The organism is Ktedonospora formicarum, from assembly GCF_016587355.1.
In the GTDB taxonomy this organism is placed as follows: domain Bacteria; phylum Chloroflexota; class Ktedonobacteria; order Ktedonobacterales; family Ktedonobacteraceae; genus Ktedonobacter; species Ktedonobacter formicarum.
Genome location: NZ_BNJF01000003.1, coordinates 676,600 through 694,743, shown reverse-complemented (window position 1 = coordinate 694,743; position 18,144 = coordinate 676,600). Strand labels below are relative to the sequence as shown.

The 18,144-nt window shown below is 54.1% G+C and carries 17 protein-coding genes; 9 read left to right on the top strand and 8 right to left on the bottom strand.

Features of this window, described 5'->3' with window-relative positions:
* Nucleotides 1-121 precede the first annotated feature (121 nt).
* Nucleotides 122-1,285, bottom strand: a complete 1,164-nt coding sequence (locus K3T82_RS29585; RefSeq protein ID WP_220197112.1) for an aminotransferase class V-fold PLP-dependent enzyme — start codon at nt 1,283-1,285, stop codon at nt 122-124.
* Nucleotides 1,286-1,511: 226 nt separating this feature from the next.
* Between K3T82_RS29585 and K3T82_RS29580 the strand changes: the two genes are divergently transcribed.
* The 3 genes from K3T82_RS29580 (at nt 1,512) to K3T82_RS29570 (ending at nt 2,936) form a co-directional block, all read left to right on the top strand.
* Nucleotides 1,512-1,919, top strand: coding sequence for a DUF3592 domain-containing protein (locus tag K3T82_RS29580; protein WP_220197111.1), 408 nt, complete (start codon nt 1,512-1,514; stop codon nt 1,917-1,919).
* Nucleotides 1,919-2,056, top strand: a complete 138-nt coding sequence (locus K3T82_RS29575; RefSeq protein WP_220197110.1) for a hypothetical protein — start codon at nt 1,919-1,921, stop codon at nt 2,054-2,056. The genes K3T82_RS29580 and K3T82_RS29575 overlap by 1 nt, the downstream gene beginning before the upstream one ends.
* Nucleotides 2,057-2,210: 154 nt before the next feature.
* Complete coding sequence (locus tag K3T82_RS29570; protein WP_220197109.1) at nt 2,211-2,936, top strand: metal-dependent hydrolase; 726 nt, start codon at nt 2,211-2,213, stop codon at nt 2,934-2,936.
* Between the two features lie 64 nt (nt 2,937-3,000).
* Here the strand turns inward: K3T82_RS29570 and K3T82_RS29565 are convergent, their stop codons facing one another.
* Nucleotides 3,001-3,402, bottom strand: a complete 402-nt coding sequence (locus K3T82_RS29565) for a VOC family protein (RefSeq protein WP_220197108.1) — start codon at nt 3,400-3,402, stop codon at nt 3,001-3,003.
* Between the two features lie 23 nt (nt 3,403-3,425).
* On the bottom strand, nt 3,426-4,022 hold the full coding sequence (locus tag K3T82_RS29560; protein WP_220197107.1) for a PadR family transcriptional regulator: 597 nt from the start codon (nt 4,020-4,022) through the stop codon (nt 3,426-3,428).
* Nucleotides 4,023-4,271: 249 nt separating this feature from the next.
* Between K3T82_RS29560 and K3T82_RS29555 the strand changes: the two genes are divergently transcribed.
* From K3T82_RS29555 to K3T82_RS29545, 3 genes are all read left to right on the top strand, one after another.
* The gene (locus K3T82_RS29555) at nt 4,272-4,580 is read left to right on the top strand and encodes a hypothetical protein (protein ID WP_220197106.1); all 309 of its coding nucleotides are present in this window, start codon (nt 4,272-4,274) and stop codon (nt 4,578-4,580) included.
* Nucleotides 4,577-5,500 carry an ROK family protein gene (locus K3T82_RS29550; protein ID WP_236031633.1) on the top strand — a complete coding sequence of 308 codons (924 nt, stop codon included), beginning with the start codon at nt 4,577-4,579 and terminating at the stop codon, nt 5,498-5,500. Before K3T82_RS29555 ends, K3T82_RS29550 begins: the two co-directional genes overlap by 4 nt.
* Nucleotides 5,501-5,800: 300 nt before the next feature.
* A complete protein-coding gene (locus tag K3T82_RS29545; protein ID WP_220197105.1) occupies nt 5,801-6,070 on the top strand; it encodes a hypothetical protein in 270 nt (89 codons plus the stop codon).
* Between the two features lie 322 nt (nt 6,071-6,392).
* Here K3T82_RS29545 and K3T82_RS29540 read toward each other — a convergent pair whose 3' ends face one another.
* The 5 genes from K3T82_RS29540 to K3T82_RS29520 all read right to left on the bottom strand — a co-directional run bounded on the left by K3T82_RS29540 (nt 6,393) and on the right by K3T82_RS29520 (nt 13,391).
* Complete coding sequence (locus K3T82_RS29540; protein WP_220197104.1) at nt 6,393-7,799, bottom strand: GH1 family beta-glucosidase; 1,407 nt, start codon at nt 7,797-7,799, stop codon at nt 6,393-6,395.
* A 168-nt stretch (nt 7,800-7,967) separates the two neighbouring features.
* Nucleotides 7,968-9,008, bottom strand: coding sequence for an ABC transporter permease (locus K3T82_RS29535; protein WP_220197103.1), 1,041 nt, complete (start codon nt 9,006-9,008; stop codon nt 7,968-7,970).
* A 21-nt stretch (nt 9,009-9,029) separates the two neighbouring features.
* A complete protein-coding gene (locus K3T82_RS29530; RefSeq protein ID WP_220197102.1) occupies nt 9,030-10,004 on the bottom strand; it encodes an ABC transporter permease in 975 nt (324 codons plus the stop codon).
* Between the two features lie 243 nt (nt 10,005-10,247).
* Nucleotides 10,248-11,942 carry an ABC transporter substrate-binding protein gene (locus K3T82_RS29525; protein ID WP_220197101.1) on the bottom strand — a complete coding sequence of 565 codons (1,695 nt, stop codon included), beginning with the start codon at nt 11,940-11,942 and terminating at the stop codon, nt 10,248-10,250.
* Nucleotides 11,943-12,359: 417 nt separating this feature from the next.
* A complete protein-coding gene (locus K3T82_RS29520) occupies nt 12,360-13,391 on the bottom strand; it encodes a LacI family DNA-binding transcriptional regulator (RefSeq protein WP_220197100.1) in 1,032 nt (343 codons plus the stop codon).
* A gap of 408 nt (nt 13,392-13,799) precedes the next feature.
* On the opposite strand from K3T82_RS29520, the gene K3T82_RS29515 reads away from it, so the two are divergent.
* The 3 genes from K3T82_RS29515 (at nt 13,800) to K3T82_RS29505 (ending at nt 18,083) form a co-directional block, all read left to right on the top strand.
* Nucleotides 13,800-14,501 carry a TetR/AcrR family transcriptional regulator gene (locus tag K3T82_RS29515; RefSeq protein WP_220197099.1) on the top strand — a complete coding sequence of 234 codons (702 nt, stop codon included), beginning with the start codon at nt 13,800-13,802 and terminating at the stop codon, nt 14,499-14,501.
* A gap of 40 nt (nt 14,502-14,541) precedes the next feature.
* Nucleotides 14,542-17,142 (top strand): PEP/pyruvate-binding domain-containing protein, encoded by a 2,601-nt coding sequence (locus tag K3T82_RS29510; RefSeq protein WP_220197098.1) that lies wholly within the window; start codon nt 14,542-14,544, stop codon nt 17,140-17,142.
* Nucleotides 17,143-17,543: 401 nt separating this feature from the next.
* Nucleotides 17,544-18,083, top strand: a complete 540-nt coding sequence (locus K3T82_RS29505; protein ID WP_220197097.1) for a hypothetical protein — start codon at nt 17,544-17,546, stop codon at nt 18,081-18,083.
* Nucleotides 18,084-18,144: the final 61 nt, after the last annotated feature.

Here is an 18,144-nt window from a genome sequence, read left to right as displayed (position 1 = left end):
GCAGCGCTGCACCAACGCCACCACCCATGATCATTCTTCTCTGACTCGTGCCCTCCCACTCTATATGCATCTCATCCCGAAATGCTCATCATATGTAGCCGCGTCGCTTTAGCAGCGGCCCTCAGGCGAAGATGGCGCGCAGGGCTGTCAGGAGGCGCTCTACATCGGCGGGCTTGTTGTAGGCTTGTATCGAGACGCGGATGAAGCGGCGACCATTCCAGGGGGTGATGGGTATTTCGATGTTCCACTCTTCGCGCAACTGGCGGTGGAGGGTGGTTGCGTCACCGTCAGGGACCTGGATGGCGACCATCTGGCTCCACCATGTGGCGTCATCGGGGCTGATAGGTTTGGTACCAAACAGCTTGTTGACCTCTTGGCGCGCGTGGATAGCCAGATCATGGCAGGCTGCGCGAACGGAATCCCAGTTATGCTCCCGCTGGAAGGCGATAGCGGAGGGCACGCTGAGATAGGCGGCGGGATCATCGGTGCCAAGCCAGCCGAAGTGGTCCTGGAAGAGCGAAGGGCCGGGGTTGAGGCTCTCATAACCCCAACTGACAATCAAGGGCTGGAGGAGCGCCTGCCGCTCAGGGTTGGCGTAGAGGAAGGCCGACCCCTTGGGGGCGCATAGCCATTTGTGGCAATTGCCGATGTAGAAGTCAGCACCCAGTTCGTCGAGGTTGAGTGGAACCTGACCGGGAGCATGCGCGCCATCAATGACTGTCAGGATACCCTCAGCACGCGCTCGCTCGCAGATGCGCGCCACAGGGAAGGTAAGTGCCGTCGGCGAGGTGATATGGCTGACGAAGATGACCTTCGTGCGAGGTGTCACGCCCTGCCAGAGGTGCTCAACCATCTGCTCTTCGCTTTCAAGCGGCAGGGGAATAGGCTGGTTGATGTAGCGGATATCGCGCTGAGTGCATTGGAAGCGCCAGGTGCGGTCGGAAGCCCCATATTCATGATCGGTCGCCAGGACCTCATCGCCGGGCTTGAGCGCGAGCGAGCGTGCGACAATGTTCACACCAACCGTAGTGTTGTTCACGAAGACAATGTTGTCAGCCTGGGTGCCCAGGTAGGCCGCAAGCGGCTCCCTCGCCTCTTTGATTAAGCCTGTGATCTGGCGACCCAGGAATTCTACCGGGTCATTTTCAAGGGTGCGTTGCCATTGCTGATAGGTATCGAAGACTGGGCGTGGACAAGCTCCAAAACTGCCGTGATTGAGGAAGGTGATGTCGGGTCGGATCTGAAATTGCTCTGCCGCGATTGGCAAACTGGCTACTGTGGTCATAAATAAGCTAACCTTTCGCTTATGTAAAATAAGTGCTCTCACTATTCGGGCGCGAAGTTGATGACTTGTTTCTATGATACCCACATTAGTTTAAGAATTGCCACTACCAATACTTGTTCCTTCGCTGGATTGGCTCACTTGAATATTGCGCGCAAAGGCGTCTATATAGATAGGTAACGAAGATGAGATTTACGGACAGCGATTGACCTGGAGGAGTATACGAACGATGAGACGACCAATAACCTGTGTTACCAGTCTAGTGGGAGGTATCTTCCTGTTAGTGGGCCTACCCTTCGCAGTAATTGCCCTCGTAATGTATCTATCTGCGACCACATTTATGCAGAACGCCATTACGACGAGTGGAACAATCGAGAATTGTTATTGGAAAGATAGTACCGACTTCAACAGTAAGGCCAACGCGGCTGTTAGTAGTACGTGTCAGCCTACGGTGCGTTTTCATACGCGCGAAGGGCGAGAGATAATCTTTACCTCAAACTTCTCCAGTAGCGATATGCATGAGGGACAGGAAGTCCTGGTGAGTTACCATGCGGATCAGCCCCATGATGCGCGCCTGAGCACGTTTACGGCATTGTGGCTCTTACCTATTATCTTTGGGGGATCGGTGGGTTGCTAATGTTTGTCGCGCTCATCATCATCATCGCTGGCTTCATCGGTGGCATGCGGGCTCGCGCTTCCGCCAACCCTTACAATAACTATTATCGTGGGACCCCAGATATGCCTCTCGATGGTTATAGCGGTCCACCTCGCTAGCAGATCGATTGGCCTTTGACAGCAACCGCCTCTGAAGGGGTATACTACTTCAGGGGCTTTATCTTGTGTGTGCAGGCAATAATTCACAACAAAGCTCACCCTTCAATCTATCCGCCCCGAAATGAAGCTCAATGACAATACATGGAGGATACTTATGAGTGGCATCAAGATCACATGGTTGGGACATGGAACGTTCCAGATGACGACTGCCCAGGGGACAAACATCCTGATTGATCCCTGGCTGACAGGCAACCCTAAATGCCCGATTCAGGTTGAGCAGGTTGAGAAGGTCGACCTACTTCTGGTCACGCATGGACACGGCGATCATGTCGCAGACGCGGCAACCATCGCCAAGCGCGATGGCTCTACCGTTATTGCCATAAGCGAACTGCTGACCTGGCTTGAACAGCAAGGGGTAGACGAGAACAACGCCAGACATATGAACATTGGTGGCTCAACCACCTTCAAAGACGTGACTGTGAGCCTGACCCGCGCCCACCATACGTCGGCGGTTGTGACGGATGATGGACAGATTATCTATACTGGCGAGCCTGTTGGCTTTGTCTTGCGCATCCAAGATGGCCCGACTCTCTATTTTGCCGGAGATACTGATGTCTTCGGGGATATGACGCTGATCCGCGCTCTCTATCATCCCGATCTTGCTCTCCTGCCCATTGGCGACAACTTCACCATGGGCACAAAGGGCGCGGCCCTGGCGACCGAATTTCTGGGCGTCAAGAAGGTTATCCCCATGCACTATGGAACCTTCCCCCTGCTCACTGGTACGCCCCAGGGCTTACGCGACGACCTGAAAGAATTCGAGGTGAATGGGGTTGATGTCATCGAAATGACTCCCGGCGAAACGCTCACCTTCGAGTAATCTCCTCACATGAGAAAAGGGAGGAGTGGACCAGCATTAAACGGTCCACTCCTCCATAGCGTAGTTAGCCCGCAATTGCTTCGGTGGTTATTTGCTCAAGCTGAGTGCTTACTTCAATGAGAAGATCATTGAGGGCGGTGAAGTAGAAGCCATAGATACCGCGCATATTCCTTGGCTCCTGGGTAAGTTGAACTCCAGCCGCTTTGAGACGTTGATATATCTGGTCTACCTGAGCTTCGGAATCCTGAAGGAAGCCAATATGGAAGCCACCAGGATAAGGTTGAATCTCCTCTACATCTTTGAATGCGAGAGGATTGCTCAGAACGAGTGTGAAGCCATGTCCGTCGGACATAATGACGATGGCTTTGCCCTTCTGATCCAGAAATTTGAGATCGAAGCAGTTCTGGAAGAACTCGCGTGCTTCAGTAAGATCGTTGACACAGAGATTGATGTGATTGAGTCGCATATGGTTCTCCTATAATAACGTAGTTAATGTGACGTTGATTGTGTGTTGGTTGTTCCGGACGAGCCTGTAACGCGCTCGCGCAATTTTGCGCACCACTCAAGCTCCACCTTCCAGCTATCAGCCGTGTAATGCATGTAGTCTAGGACACTATCGAAGAAAGAGCCTCCCATTTCAGCGCGACGCTGCTCCGGGTCTTCAAGAAGTTCCCGAGCCTCCTGCGTCTGGTGATGCATTGCCGTCTGACAATAGGACTGATAGTGGCCAATAAGGTAAAGTTGCTCGTCGAGCGGTAGGAAATTGAGATGCATGGCCTTGATATGGAAGAGACGACGATAATTATGCAGACCAGAAGTGGTATCGAGCATCAATTCCAGGAAGCGCTGCCGACCAGCCTGCGTAATCTCATAGCCTTTTGACTGGCGATCCGAAGTGTTATATCTTTCGTCGTTGAGCTGCGTTTGGCGGATAAGCCCTCCCTGTTCCATCTTTCTCAGAAGAGGATAGACCGTCCCCCGGCTCACCTTCTCCCAGGGGCCGATAATTTCATTGCTGATCTTCGTGATGAAGTAGCCATGCAAGGGCCAGTGCATAAGCAGAGCCAGAATGATCAATTCATACATGTAGTGTCAGTTTTCCCCCTTTAATTTAATTGTCCTCGCCACCTGTGCATGGAGTCTGCGCTAGATTCTGGCCATCCCTTTTTGCTTAATGATAGCATCTTTAAATAGTATTAAAACACCTAACGATGAGAAGTATAAAGCATAGAGGACGGATTGTCAAGAAGCAAGAGCATTGACGTCTCTTAATTCAAACCTTACAATAAGGTTAAGTATTATGTATCGAAGTTATGAGGGCAGGAGCCATCGCTAATGAGATCAGCCAACCCCACTGCTCGCGATCTGCGACGAATCAACCGTCAAACCGTGTTTCACTACCTATATACCAAGGGGGCGATGAGTCGGCTGGAACTGAGCCATCTCTCAGGGCTCAGCGCCGGGACTATTGCCAACGTCGTCTCAGAACTGCTCGCGGAGGACCTTGTGTTAGAGGCAGGCTTTGAGGCGTCGGAAGGAGGACGCCCGCGCACTATTCTGACGCTCAACCGGGAGTATGGCTATTTTATCGGGGGGAGATTGGCGAGACGGAGATCGTTGTTGAGCTCTTCGACGTCACATTGAGGCTGCTTCAGAAGGTGCGTCTGGCCCTCTGCGAGAGTGAGAGCAATCCCGAATCTATTGCCCAGAGGTTCGCGCAGTGCGTTCAACAGGTCCTCGCGGAGCAGCAGATCACGCAGGAAAAGCTGTTAGGGATAGGGATTGGGGTCCCTGGTGTAGTCAAGCAGGCGGAGGAGGAGACAGTCTCAGCGCCCGCCTGGAACTGGCGGCCTGTCCCATTGAAGGCCCTGCTCCAGAAGGAGCTTAGCAGCCAACTCTACGTCGACAATGGCTGCAAGACGATGGCGCTTGCCGAGATGCACCTTGAGCCGGGTTTGCGTCATGAGACGTTGGCTGCGCTCAACATTGGAACAGGGGTGGGCGCGGGTATCGTCTATGAAGAGAAGCTCTACCGAGGGGGCAGTAATAGCGCTGGCGAGTGGGGTCATACGCCGATGGTGCTGGGTGGTGATCTCTGTCGCTGTGGCAGCTATGGTTGCCTCGAAGCCTACATCGGCGCGCCCGGCATCATTCGACGCCTGAGTACCCTTAGCCCCACAAGCGCGGCCCTACGCCATGGAACCGAGGAGTGCATCATTGGCGCGATAATCCAGGCCGCGATCCAGGGCGATCCTGCTGCCCATGAGATTATGCAGGCCACAAGTCATTACCTGGGAGCGGGAATCGCTAACCTTATTAATCTCTTCAATCCCCAGCGCATCATCCTGGGAGGCAAGATCGGCCTCTTATTGGGGCAAGCCTACCTGCCAGAGATCGTCCAGCAAGCTCGCCGTTACGCGCTCAAAGAGCCGTTTGAAGCAACGAGTATCACGGTGAGTAGTCTGGGTGAGGATGCCGCGAGCCTTGGGGCAGCACGCCTGGCCCTTGAGGGTTTCATGGTTCAAGTAGGTGGTGGGGCCAACTTCGCGCGGCTGCATATGTAGGGATGTCACTTCTCTATTGGTACTCGATTCGGTTGAGTTTGGGAGATTATAGAGATGAAACCGCATAGAGATTATGAATGCAGTATGCTACAATAGTAGGCATCATATCTATCTCTTCAAGGTCTGATTGGACTTGAGAGACGATTCGCTAGTATTTTGCTCTGATCGCGCCTTTTGCGCGGAAGCATACCAGCGAAACACAAGCTCTGGGCGATGTGGTATGTCATCAACTTCTGGACTCTGCGGAGTCGTCTGAGAGATACAAAGCATCCCTCAGACGAGCCCACGGAGCCTTGTACGTTGAGGTCCGTTTCTGGAAGTGGTCGCCAAGGACCCTTCCCCTACCTGACCGGGAGGTCAGTCATGCCGCAAGACGGTTACACTGCCGAGAAGGCTCAGGCTCTCACCGCCGATGAGATCCTGGGAATGACGGGCCAGGAGGTTCGTAAGAGCCTCGGGCCCCACGCTCACCTCCTCGATGAAGGCCAGATCGATGCCGCGAACGAGAGGCTCGTGGCGGACCAGGCCGGTTGCATCTTCTCGATGGGCATCGGGGTCATCGGGATCTGATCCCAACCACACCGCACAAGGCACCAGGCGAACCCGGGAATCTCCCGGGTTCGCCTGCGTTAGTGTCGCCGCTGCTAAAGCGACGCGGCTACATATAGGTGGAGGCGTTCGGGAAGTGGATACCAATGTGGGATGCAGTTGATGTTGTGCTCACGCTCACAAGCCTCTTCATCATATGTAGCTGCGTGGCTTTAGCAGCGGCATTCTCTCGGTTGTTTCCCACAAAAAAGAGGGAGAGGCCTTTGGCTAGCCTCTCCCCCCGTCTCCCAAACAGGATGGTAGGGTGTATTCTTTTCGATCCTGATGCTTCAGCTATAGGAGCTTACTTGCTGTGGGCCTGGTTGAAGGCTTTCAGAAGGCCAGCGTACCAGTAACCGCTCTCCTTCACAACGCGCTTCTGCGTTGGATAATCGATATAGACAATGCCGAAGCGTTTGCTATATCCCTCAGCCCACTCGAAGTTATCCATCAGAGACCAGACGAAGTAGCCTCGCAGTGGTGCCCCTTGCTGGATGGCCTCGGCGAGACCCGCGATATGCGTGCGTAAGTAATCGACGCGCCTGGGATCACTCACATGCCCATTGCCGTTCCAGGCGTCCTTGAAGGCCGCGCCATTCTCGGTCACATAGAGCTTCGAGACCGCGTAATCTTTTGTTAGACGGAGCAGGAGATCTCGCAAACCGTTAGGGTAGACCTCCCAGCCCATCTCGGTATAACAGGCACTGGGAATGGGTGCGACCAGAGAAACCTGATCCGCCAGGGGGATGCGCTCTGTATTGCCCTTGACGAGCAGGCGTGTGTAATTGTTCACGCCCAGGAAATCGATTGGGGTTGAGATGGTAGCGAGATCACCATCCTGTACAGGTGGCGCGTTCAACCCAAGCTGTTCAAAGAAGCCCTCGGTATAGTGCCCACGCAGGATGGGATCGAGGAACCAGCGATTAGAGAAAGCATCAGCGAGCGCGACATCACGCTGCGTCTCAGGGCGCTCGTCATTCGCGTAAACGTGTGCCAGATTTAGGGTAATACCAACCTGTGAATTGGGGGCGCTATGAGCGCGGATACGAGGCACCGCCAGCCCATGACCGAGCATCAGATGGTGTCCGGCATCGAGCGCGGCCTGGCGATCCTGCACTCCCGGCGCGTGGATGCCAATGCCATAGCCCAGGTAAGCGCTACACCAGGGCTCATTGAGCGTGATCCAGTTTGTCACTCGATCACCCAGGCGCTTCGCGACAACTTCGGCGAAGTCGGCATAGGCGAAAGCGGTCTCGCGCTTGACCCAGCCTCCCTCCTGTTGCAGGGGAGAGGGTAGATCCCAGTGATAGAGCGTCACGTAAGGCGTAATGCCCTTCGCCAGCAAGCCATCGACGAGACGATCATAGAAATCCAGGCCCGCGTTATTGATTGCGCCCCGCCCCTCAGGGAGGATGCGAGGCCAGGCGATAGAGAAGCGGTAAGCTCCCAGACCCAGGCTGCTCATAAGCTCGGTATCCTCGGCGAGACGGTGATAGTGGTCGGCTGCCACATTCCCGTTCTCACCCTGGAAGACCTTACCGGGGGTTGCCGAGAAGTCATCCCAGATCGACGAGCCGCGTCCATCCTCGAACGCCCCACCCTCGATCTGATAGGAAGCCGTAGCGGCACCCCAGAGGAACCCTTCAGGGAAGGCCCTGGCTAGCTCCAGATCAGCCGAGGTTAGCTGGGACATATTGTGTATATCTTGCATAGTGAAATCCCCTTGTATTAGTAAGATGGCCCGCCTGCGCTGACAACCCCCATTGGTAGGCTCGCCGGAAGTGATCCGACATGGAATGTAGTCGCTACGGTTTCTGTCAAATGTGGACATTGAGCTTTAGCCAATGCCAGCCCCAAGGCTCAAGTGTTTCAGGCACTCTTATGCATCCTGAGCGGTCTTGATGCCTAGAGGATAGATTTGAGCGAGCATGCGTTTGAAGCCACGAATGCTGCGCAGATTGGGATTAGCAATCTCGTCGATACCAAAGTTGATCAAGGCGAGACCCGCGCCGAGCAGAGCGATGCACAGACCGGGCGCGACATACCACCACCAGGCACCCAGCAGTAAGGCATCATTGTTCTGAGCCCAGTAGAACATGGTTCCCCAGTCAACGACGTTTGAATCGCCCAGGCCCAGGAATTCCAGACCCGCAGCCGCAAGAATAACGTAAATGGCGGTTCCCACGAAGCCCGAGGCCACAATCGCCACCTCGTTAGGAAGAATTTCAAAGAAGATGATACGCCAGGTTGACTCGCCACTTGAGCGAGCCGCCTCGACGAAGTCTCGGTGGCGCATCGTCAAGGTTTGCGCGCGTAAGACGCGAGCCTGATAGGCCCAGCTTGTCAGGGCGATCACCATCGCGACTGTAAACGGCCCCTTGATCGGGACGTAAGCGGCGAGCACGACCGCCAGGGGGAAGCCTGGAAGCACAAGGAAGACATTGACGAGCAGCGTCAGAGCATCATCAACGATACCACCCATATAGCCCGCAACAAGACCTACAAGCACTGAAAGAACGGTCACGAATAGCCCGGTCGCGAAGCCCCAGAGGATGGAGACACGCGTGCCCACCAGCACTTGCAGGAAGACATCCTGACCAGTTTGGGTGGTGCCGAGCCAGTGTGTAGCAGATGGCTCCTGAAGCAAATCAGGGGAGAAGGCATTGGGATCTGCCTGAACGAAGAATGGCCCAAAGATCGCAAGTATGAGGAATATAGCGACAATACATACACCAATGGTCGCTTTACGGTTGCGCCCCAGGCTCTCCAGAGCATTGCGAACTGGCAACAAGGCTCGCGAGAGACTCGAAGCCTCGCTCGGAGTGAGCGTCGCGACCTGCGCGGAGGCAGTTGGTGGAGGTAAGATGCTCGCGGAAGGAATGGTCTGGCTCTCAGCAGACTCTTTTTGAGGGGTATTCATATGCGTAACTCCTTTCTTCCCTTATGACCGAACCCGAGGATCAAGCACAACATAGACCAGATCAGCGATAAAGTTTGCCCCTAAGACCGCCAGAGCGATCAGCAGGAAGATACCCTGTAGAAGCGGATAGTCGGAGTTCTGCGCCGCCTGAAGCAGGGCGAAACCGATGCCTGGATACGAAAAGACGATCTCAGTCAGCAGTGAACCACCAACGACGAAGCCCAGCGAGAGCGCGAAGCCCGTGACATTGGGCAGGATAGCATTACGAGCGGCATAAGCATACATGACACGTCTCTCGCTCAAGCCCTTGGCCTTCGCTAGCAAGACGTAATCCTCAGAAAGTGTCGTAATCATCGCATTACGCATACCAAGCATCCAGCCAGAAATCGAAGCAATGACAATCGTAAAGGCTGGTAAAATACCGTGTTCGAGAGCGCTGAGAATGAAGTCCCCATTCCAGCCGATAGTGACTGATGTCGAGTAGCCACCATTGAGAGGGAACAGGTTCAGGGTATAGCCCAGGACATAGAGGAGAATTAAGGCCAGCCAGAAATAAGGTATGGCGGAGAAGAAGGTCAAGATAGGCGGGAAGAAGCTATCAAGGAAGGAGCCTCGACGCCAGGCGATAAAGACTCCCAGGAGCGACCCTAGCACAAAGCTGATAATCACCGAAATGCCAATCAACGCCAGGGTCCAGGGCACCTCTTGAGCCATAACGGTCGCAACCGGAGTCGGAAAATAGGTAAAGGAGGTTCCAAGGTCTCCATGAAGGGCTTTGCCGAGATATTGGAAATATTGGACCCACAGCGGATCGTTGGTGATGCCAAATTGTAGCTTTAGCGCGTCAATCGCGGCGGGATTCATACGCCCCTGAAAGCGTGCCAGGAGATTGCCAGCGGGATCGCCGGGAGCCAGGCGAGGTATAAAGAAATTGATGGTAACGGAGGCCCAGAGAGCCACCAGATAGAAACCTATGCGGCGGAGTAGATGCTTCATCCAGGTTTTCCCTTCCTTGATTTGTTTCTCATTATGCAAAAACCTGAGCGCATTGCACGATGGTTTTTTGTATAAGAGCTTTTCAACACCCCTGTTTGGGAAGAGGTGGTATTTGTGGGGCACTTTACGGCCCGATTGGGAGGTCCCCATTTGTAGATACTGAGCGCAGTTCGCTAGTGTCCACAAATGGGGAAGCACTGAGGGCTGTTTAAGGCCCTCAGTGCTCGCGTCGAAATGAAAGACCTAAGAGGCAATCTTAAGGTTCAATGCGACGATTTCTGCATCCGGGAAGTCGAAGGGTGCGGGTGAAGCGTAGGCATTGTCCTTGTCAGGCCAGCCAGAGAAGTTAGACGTATTGTACTCATACCATGTCGCGCCGTACACCAGCGGAATGCTGGGGATCTGCTCGACCATGATCTTCTGCAATCCGTTCAACGCCTCTTGCTGTTTCTGAGGATCAGCCGTAGTGGCGTACTGCGTCAGGAGCTGGTCTGTCGCAGGGTCCATCCAGCGCTCGAAGTTCGAGGAAGCCGACTGACCAACAGGCGCGCTATTCTTGCTATTGAGCAGTGAATAGTAGAGGTAGTAAGCGGTTGGGCCAGGGTTGGTCCAGGAGATAGCCATGTCGTAGGAGCCCATCTGGAGGGCGCTGAAGTACGAGTTGAACGCTACAGAATTGACCTTGGCCTCAATACCAATGGCCTTGAGGTTGGCGGCCATGATCTGACAGGCGCTGACCCAGTCGGTCCAGCCAGTGACTACGTTGATGTTGAACGAGAGCTTCTTGCCGCTCTTATCGACATAGATGCCGTCCGAGCCCTTCTTGTAACCAGCGCTCTCCATCAATGTCGCCGATTGGGCAGTATCAAGCTTGAACTGGGTATTGGCGTAGTCGGGGTGCAGATTGCTCTGGTTGGCGGGCAGGACCAGACCTGTTGGGCTGGCGACTGGCTCGTAGCCGCTTTCCGCTACCTTGTAGATCTGCTCGCGATCAATGGCGCTGCTGATAGCCTGGCGAACCTTCAAGTCATTGAAGGGGGCCTTCGCGGTGTTGAGGTAGAGCATGACGACGTTGCGGTTGGGGAACCAGTACTTATTGTGTGCCTTGTCCTTAGCGACAAACGTCTTCTCAATGTCAGGTGTGAAGAGACCGGTCCAGTCGATGCCGCCGCGAGAGAGCAGCAGTTCCGCGCTGGTGTTTGAGTTGAAGGAAGGATAGCGAATCTCCTTCACCTCTGGCTTGCCGGGCTGCCAGTAGTTAGTATTTTTTTCCAGATCGATCAACTGAGGTGTGAAGGACTTCAATTTGAAGGGACCGGTGCCAACGGGCTTGGTGTCAGCATACTTGCTGGGGTCACCGGCGTTGGCCCACAGGTGCTTCGAGACGATCCAGGTCTGACCAGCCAGGTACCACAGGAGTGGAGTATAGGCTGTTTTCAGGTTCACGACAACAGTGCTCTTATCGGGAGCCTGTACGTCTTTAATCGTCTGCCAGAGGCCATTGCCATCGGCTGAAGGATACTTCTTGAGCATCTCCAGGGTGAAGGCAACATCATCAGAGGTGAACTCTACCCCATCGCTCCATTTCACATCGTTGCGCAGGGTAAAGGTGATGGTCTTGGCGTCGCTAGAGAACTTATAGCTCTCTGCCAACCAGGGCTTAACACTTCCATCCATGCGGTTAAAGAAGAGCAGGGTTTCGTAGATCATGCCCTGTGAGCCATAGTTGGCGGTCGAAGAATAAGGGCTAAAGACATTAGTGAAGTCACCCTTAGGGCTGGGAACAACATTCAGGATGCCATCTTTAGGGCGCTGAATCTGCTGCGACCCGCCGCCGCAGGCGGAAAGGATGAAGAGACAAATAGCGAGAAGAGAGAAGAGAACTGTCGTAGTTCGCTTTTTCGCCTTACTAAGCGAAAAGGTAGGGTTGGGAGACATGAAAAACCTCCAGACAACAAGGATCAAACGTTGATCCAGACATCTTGGATGTGGCACTCCTTATAAGAAAACCTTGCCCTCGAATGAGGGTTGGTTTTCACATAAGACCTAAGTGCAAACGAGAAATTAATACTACGCTGTAAAAATGGTCGTTATAACAACAGGCCGTCCTATCATAAGCATTGAAGAACGAACCTCTGTCTGGGTATAAAATAGAGAAAGTTGCGAGCGGCGAGCCTCCCGAGAAGTGCGTAAACTGCTTCGAGGGTGACTATGTGCCTCACACGTTTGGGTATCCCTCCTTTCGCGTGAGCCCAATTCGGGGTTCTAGCATCTGTCTTACGTCTTAGTATAAGTATTAAATTAAGGGTTGTCAATGCGTAAATGATGAGCAAAATGCCCTATTTCGCGAACTCCTTACTTGCCTGTTGGCGAGGTACAAGACTGCCGCTCAATCAAGCGTGTAGGAAGGATTACGCGGCGCATATTCAATGGCTCCTGGTTGATTAAGCTCAAGAGCATCGTCGTGGCAATCCGCCCCAATTCAAGGCGGGGTACCTGCACCGTCGTCAAAGGTGGATTCATAAGCTCCGTAAAGGGCAGATTATCGAAACCGATTACACTCACAATCGAAGGAATTGAGATACCAAGCTCATAGAGCGCGCGATAGACGCCTGTGGCTTGATGATCGTTGCCCGCGAAGATCGCCGTTGGTGGGTCTTCGAGTGCCATCAGTTCCCTGGTCGCGATATAGCCATCGGTCGCGCTAAACTCTCCCTCACGCTGTAGGGCGGGATCGAGAGGGACATTCGCCACCTCTAGCGCTGTGCGATAGCCCGCGAAACGCTCAATTCCGTCCATGGCATAGACGTTCTTGCCGATGTAGGCAATGCGCCTGTGACCAAGTGCGAGCAGATGATTCGTGGCGGCAAACCCACCATCCCAACTGGTAATCGAGACCGATGGCACCGTTGGGGGTGTCCCGCCTTGCTTATGAATTATGACAAAGGGCAGACGATGACGAGAGAGGGCCTCGATGACGTCGTCCGAAGGCAAGACAAAAATGATGCCATCGGCGGGTCGCTCTTTTTCCATCTCCAGCCACTGTAACTGCTGCTCTACCGCATAGTCGGTTGTCGAAAGTACGAGACGCATACCGGCTTCTTTGAGCACCTGCTCAACGCCTTCGAGGATTGGGAAGAAGAAGTCGTCATCCAGACGTGGGACGACCAGATCCACTAATCCTGTCTTCCCCTTCCGGGGGGAATGCGCGGGACGATGACGGGTAAAACCATACTCCTTAATAACGCGTTCAACACGCTCGCGCGTTGGTGGTGAGACATCAACGCGACCATTCAGGACCTTCGAAACCGTCGCCACCGAGACCTCCGCCGCCTGCGCGATTTGGGCAATGGTCGGACGCGCGTCCGCTTTATGCCGTTTCGCCATGCAAGACTCCCTGTGATGAGAGCAATGCCTTTAAACTTTCGCATATTACCGAAAGTTTTTTGCATTTACTATTCGTAAGTGTAGTCAATAATGGCTAGTCTGTCAAGGCTTTTTGAGCTTGTTTTGTAAGCCCTGCAATTCTGCTTAAACGCGAACTTAATGGTTGCTCTGAAGTAGCTGACGCAGGCTTTTTTGAGCTCAGGCTGAGCACTTATAGCCTCTGAGCCCGCATGGGGGGAGGGTGTGCCTTTCGCGCTTTACACTCGCATTATTGATTTTCGAAAACTTTCGAAAATTTAGATAGGGCTTGACAATTTGTTCACGATGTTCTATATTTTCGAATATCAATATAATGACTAAATATGCTGAATTAGTCAAAAAGTTGGGAGCGAAGGAAGGGTGCGACAATTGGCTGTACTAGAAGAGCGCGAGGCGCGGGCGCATCGCATTTTGGATGCTGCTGCTGAGCTTATCTTGCGCTGGGGCTTTCAGAAGACGACACTCGATGATATTTCCAGGCTGGCAGGGGTGGCGAAGAGCACGATGTATCTGCACTGGAAGACGCGCGAGGAACTCTTTAAGGCCTTGCTCAGGCGTGAGAGAGTGGGGCTGGCGGAAGATATCGAGCGGGGAATCGCGAGTGACCCTCTGGGGGTAACGCTGGGAGGTATTCTCAGGCATTGCGCTCTCGCTACTCTGAAGCGTCCCCTGATGAAGGCTATCCTGTTGCGCGATATGGATGTGCTGGGGAAACTGGCGCATAGAGAGCAGCATACTCCGATGAATGTGAGTCGTCTACTGGGCTTCAAGCACTATATTGCCTTTCTGCGTGAGCATGGATTGGCTCGCACCGATATGAGCCTGGAGGAGCAGGTGGTGGTCTTTAGCTCTATCTTTATGGGCTTCTTTATTACAACCCCACTCCTACCAGATGAGTTCGCGCCAGCAGATGAGAAGATGGCGGCATTGATGGCGGAGACCGCGCACCGCACGCTTGAGCCCGCTGAACCTATTTCGCCAGATAAGCTACAAACAGTCTCGGAAGCCTTCACTCTCTTTCTGAGCCAGGCCATAGAGGCAGTGCGGGAGCAGTTTCAAAAGTCGTTATAAGACCTTTAGACTCTTCAGGAAGAAGAGGGGAGCATGGAATATGAGCATAGAGCAGGGGACACCGCTCGTTGTAGCCTTGGATGAGCCTTCGGTTACTCTGGAACAGGTGGGGGGTAAGGGGGCATCGCTGTCCAAATTGGCGGGGGCGGGCCTGCCAGTGCCGCGTGGGTTTCACGTCACGACGGCGGCCTATAAGCGCTTCGTAGCCGAGAATGGATTACAGGAGCAAATCCTGGCTATCGTACCTACCGATGCCTCCGATATATTGGCCCTGGAAGCGGCATCAAGCCAAATTGGTCAGCTCTTCGCGCAAGGCAAGGTTCCAGACGATATCGCCGAAGCCATCCAAACCGCCTATATGGCGTTCGGCGATGAGCGCTTATCTGTGGCGGTGCGCTCATCTGCTACCGCCGAGGACCTGCCCGGAATGTCGTTCGCGGGTCAACAGGACACATATCTTAATATTCAGGGCGTCGATGAGGTCCTAAATGCCGTCAAGCGCTGCTGGGCGTCACTCTGGACCGTCCGCGCCCTCGGGTATCGCGCACGCTACCAGATTGCGCCGCAGGATGTAAGCCTGGCGGTCGTGGTGCAAGAATTGATTCCTGCTGACGCGGCAGGTGTGCTCTTCACGGTGAACCCGCTTACAGGCTCGCGGAATGAGGTGATGATTAACGCGACCTGGGGCCTGGGTGAGGCGCTCGTCAGCGGTCAGGTCACGCCTGACACGCTTGTAGTTGAGCGAGCCAGTGGGAAGGTTATCAAGCAGGAGATTGCGGACAAGGCCGTTATGACTGTGCGCGTGCCCAGTGGCACGCGCGAAGAACCTGTCCCCGAAGATAAGCGCTCAGCGCCGGTGCTCTCTCTTGAGCAGACGCGCGAATTGGCAAACCTCGGCGTACAAATCGAAGCGCTCTATGCACAGCCCATGGATATCGAGTGGGCGCGGAAGGATGCGGGCCTCTTCATATTGCAGGCTCGACCTATTACGACCCTGACCGCCGATAAAGTTGAAGTCGAGGAATGGAATGATAGTCTGGCTCACAATTATCTGTGGTCAAACGGGAACCTTGGTGAGGCCGTGCCGGATGTGATGACGCCCAGCACATGGTCGCTGATCCAGATCTTTATGTCGGAGGCGACCGCGCCGATGTACGCGAAAGGTATCCGGGAGTTTCAGCCTATCGGCAATATTGGTGGGCGCTTTTATATGAATATCAGCCTGACCATGAGCATTGCCGGGGTCTTTGGGATGGGAAAAGAGCACTTCAAGGCGAGTATCGAGGAGGTCTTTGGGCGTATCCCCGCGAGTATTGATGTGCCTCTGCTGCCCGCTTCGCGCTGGCGGCTGCTCAAGGGCGTTTTCTCGGTCTTGAGTTGGTTCCCGAAGCGCCTGCGAGCTAATCAGAAAAGGATGCGTCCCTTTCTCGCTACGGCTACGGAGCGTTGCGAGAATCTGCGTACACGCCTGGACTCCGCGTCCAGCATTGCGGAACTGGTTACGCTGTGGCGGGAGGAGCTAGAGCCGCTCTTCCGTGAGAGTAGCGCGATGCTGGAAGCGGCAGCCAGGCAGGATGGCAACGCGCTCCTTAACCTCCGTCAGAAACTTCGTAAACTGGTAGGGGAGGCTGATGCCAACGCCCTACTCTCTGGCCTGAATAGTAGCACAAGCCAGCTAGCGAGCCTGGGCCCGCTCCTGGGTCTGGCCCAACTGGAGCGGGGCGAGATTGACCGCGAGACATATACGCTGCAATATGGACACCGGAGTCCACATGAGTTCGAGATCTCTATTCCACGCCCGGTAGAAGATCCAAACTGGATTGAAGGTCAGCTGGCGAGCCTGCGCGAAGCCCCTGTGGATATCGAGACTCGACTTGCGCGACAGCAGGAGGTTCAAGCTAACGCATGGATGCGCTTCAGGCAGCGCTATCCGCGCAAGGCCGAGAGCATTCGCAAACGCATTGAGAAGACTACTGCCGTCTTCCGTGACCGGGAACAGGCACGCTCGGAGGTCGTTCGCGTCATCCGGGCGCTGCGAACCTTCGTCCTGCGCGCTGGCAAGCTTACTGGCAAGGGAGACGATCTGTTCTTCCTCTCTATAGATGAGATCATATCTTATCTCAATGGAGACGAAGCGTCCCTGGCGCATGTCGCCACGCGCCGCGCGACGTATGAGCGCTACCACGCCATGCCAGCTTATCCGGCCCTGATCTGCGGTCATTTTGATCCCTTCAAATGGGCGGCGGATCCCCAGCGCCGTAGTGATTTCTACGACGCGAACCAGCAGCATCAAGCGCCGGCCAGTGCGACCATTACTGGCTTTCCAGGCTCGGAGGGTGTCGTAGAGGGTCTGGCGCGCGTCATTATGTCCACCGACGAGGGCGACCAGTTGCGCCCTGGTGAAGTTCTGGTTACAGTGGTAACTAATGTTGGTTGGACACCACTCTTCCCCCGCGCCTCCGCAATCGTTACAGATGTCGGCGCACCTCTATCACATGCTGCTATCGTCGCGCGCGAACTGGGTCTTCCAGCCGTGGTTGGCTGTGGTAACGCGACTATGCGCCTGCACACCGGCGACCGCGTACGTGTCAACGGTAAAGAAGGCACCGTCGAAGTGCTCGCGACCGCAAGTATTGCGTAGAGCGCAACAAGGGGACAAAGCGAGCGTATCACAAGCTCGCTTTGTCCCCTTATGGCGTGAGGTGATGGGCGCTCGTACCACCAACTCAACATTTGTTAGTGCTCCCTATAATGAGAGTGAATAGACATTCTGGGCCGAAGAAACGCGACTTCGCGAAGTAAAGCGAGCAAGCGGCCTATTTACACAAATATGCACTCGGTTACGTCAACAGGCTTTTAGCTAGGATAGCATGTACTGATGTAATGATGTTATGTCATGCTCTGGCAGCGTCTTTTTTGAAGTAAATTGGTGGATGAAAGCCAGTTTTTAGAGCATTGCCCGGATCTGCATGAGCCAGTCGTTGGAATTTTTGGTTTCAGTGCCCTAAATAACGTGACCTGCTGCATGAGAAAGGGACATCTATGTCACACTCGTCCATGATAAAGGGTGCGAGGTCAATAGTATTGTGGGGCGTGTGTGCAGCGCTCCTGGTTGGTATGCAAGAGCGTATTGCCATAGCTACCGATACGACACCAGCCCAATTAACTTCTAATGCGAATGCCACTAAGGTTGCCAAAGCGCAGAATGGTTGTCCGGTGAACATTGGCTATGGCACGACGCCAATATCTGAGGATGGACAGGCTAGCATTGCCATCAATGGTGGAACCAGCGTAACGGTTGAGATCGAGATGGATACCGGGCAGGCAAGCCCATGCAAGATGAAAGTCAAGTTTTCGGCACCTTCAAGCACCGATGATCCTGGCGCTAGCGATAGCACAGACAACAAAGATAACAAAGATAACAAAGATAACACAAGTAAGAGCGGTAAAACAGACTCCAAAGGTGGCGCAAATACCGGTGGGGGCGCGACTATGAAGGGCGGCATGCCGTCGGATTCTGATTATGACTTAACACCCACTCCTACTGAAGATGACAGCTATTACTATTATGAGGGACCCTAAATCCTCATAAGTTTTCAGACATATACAGAAGAGGCGATACCATATGGTATCGCCTCTTCTG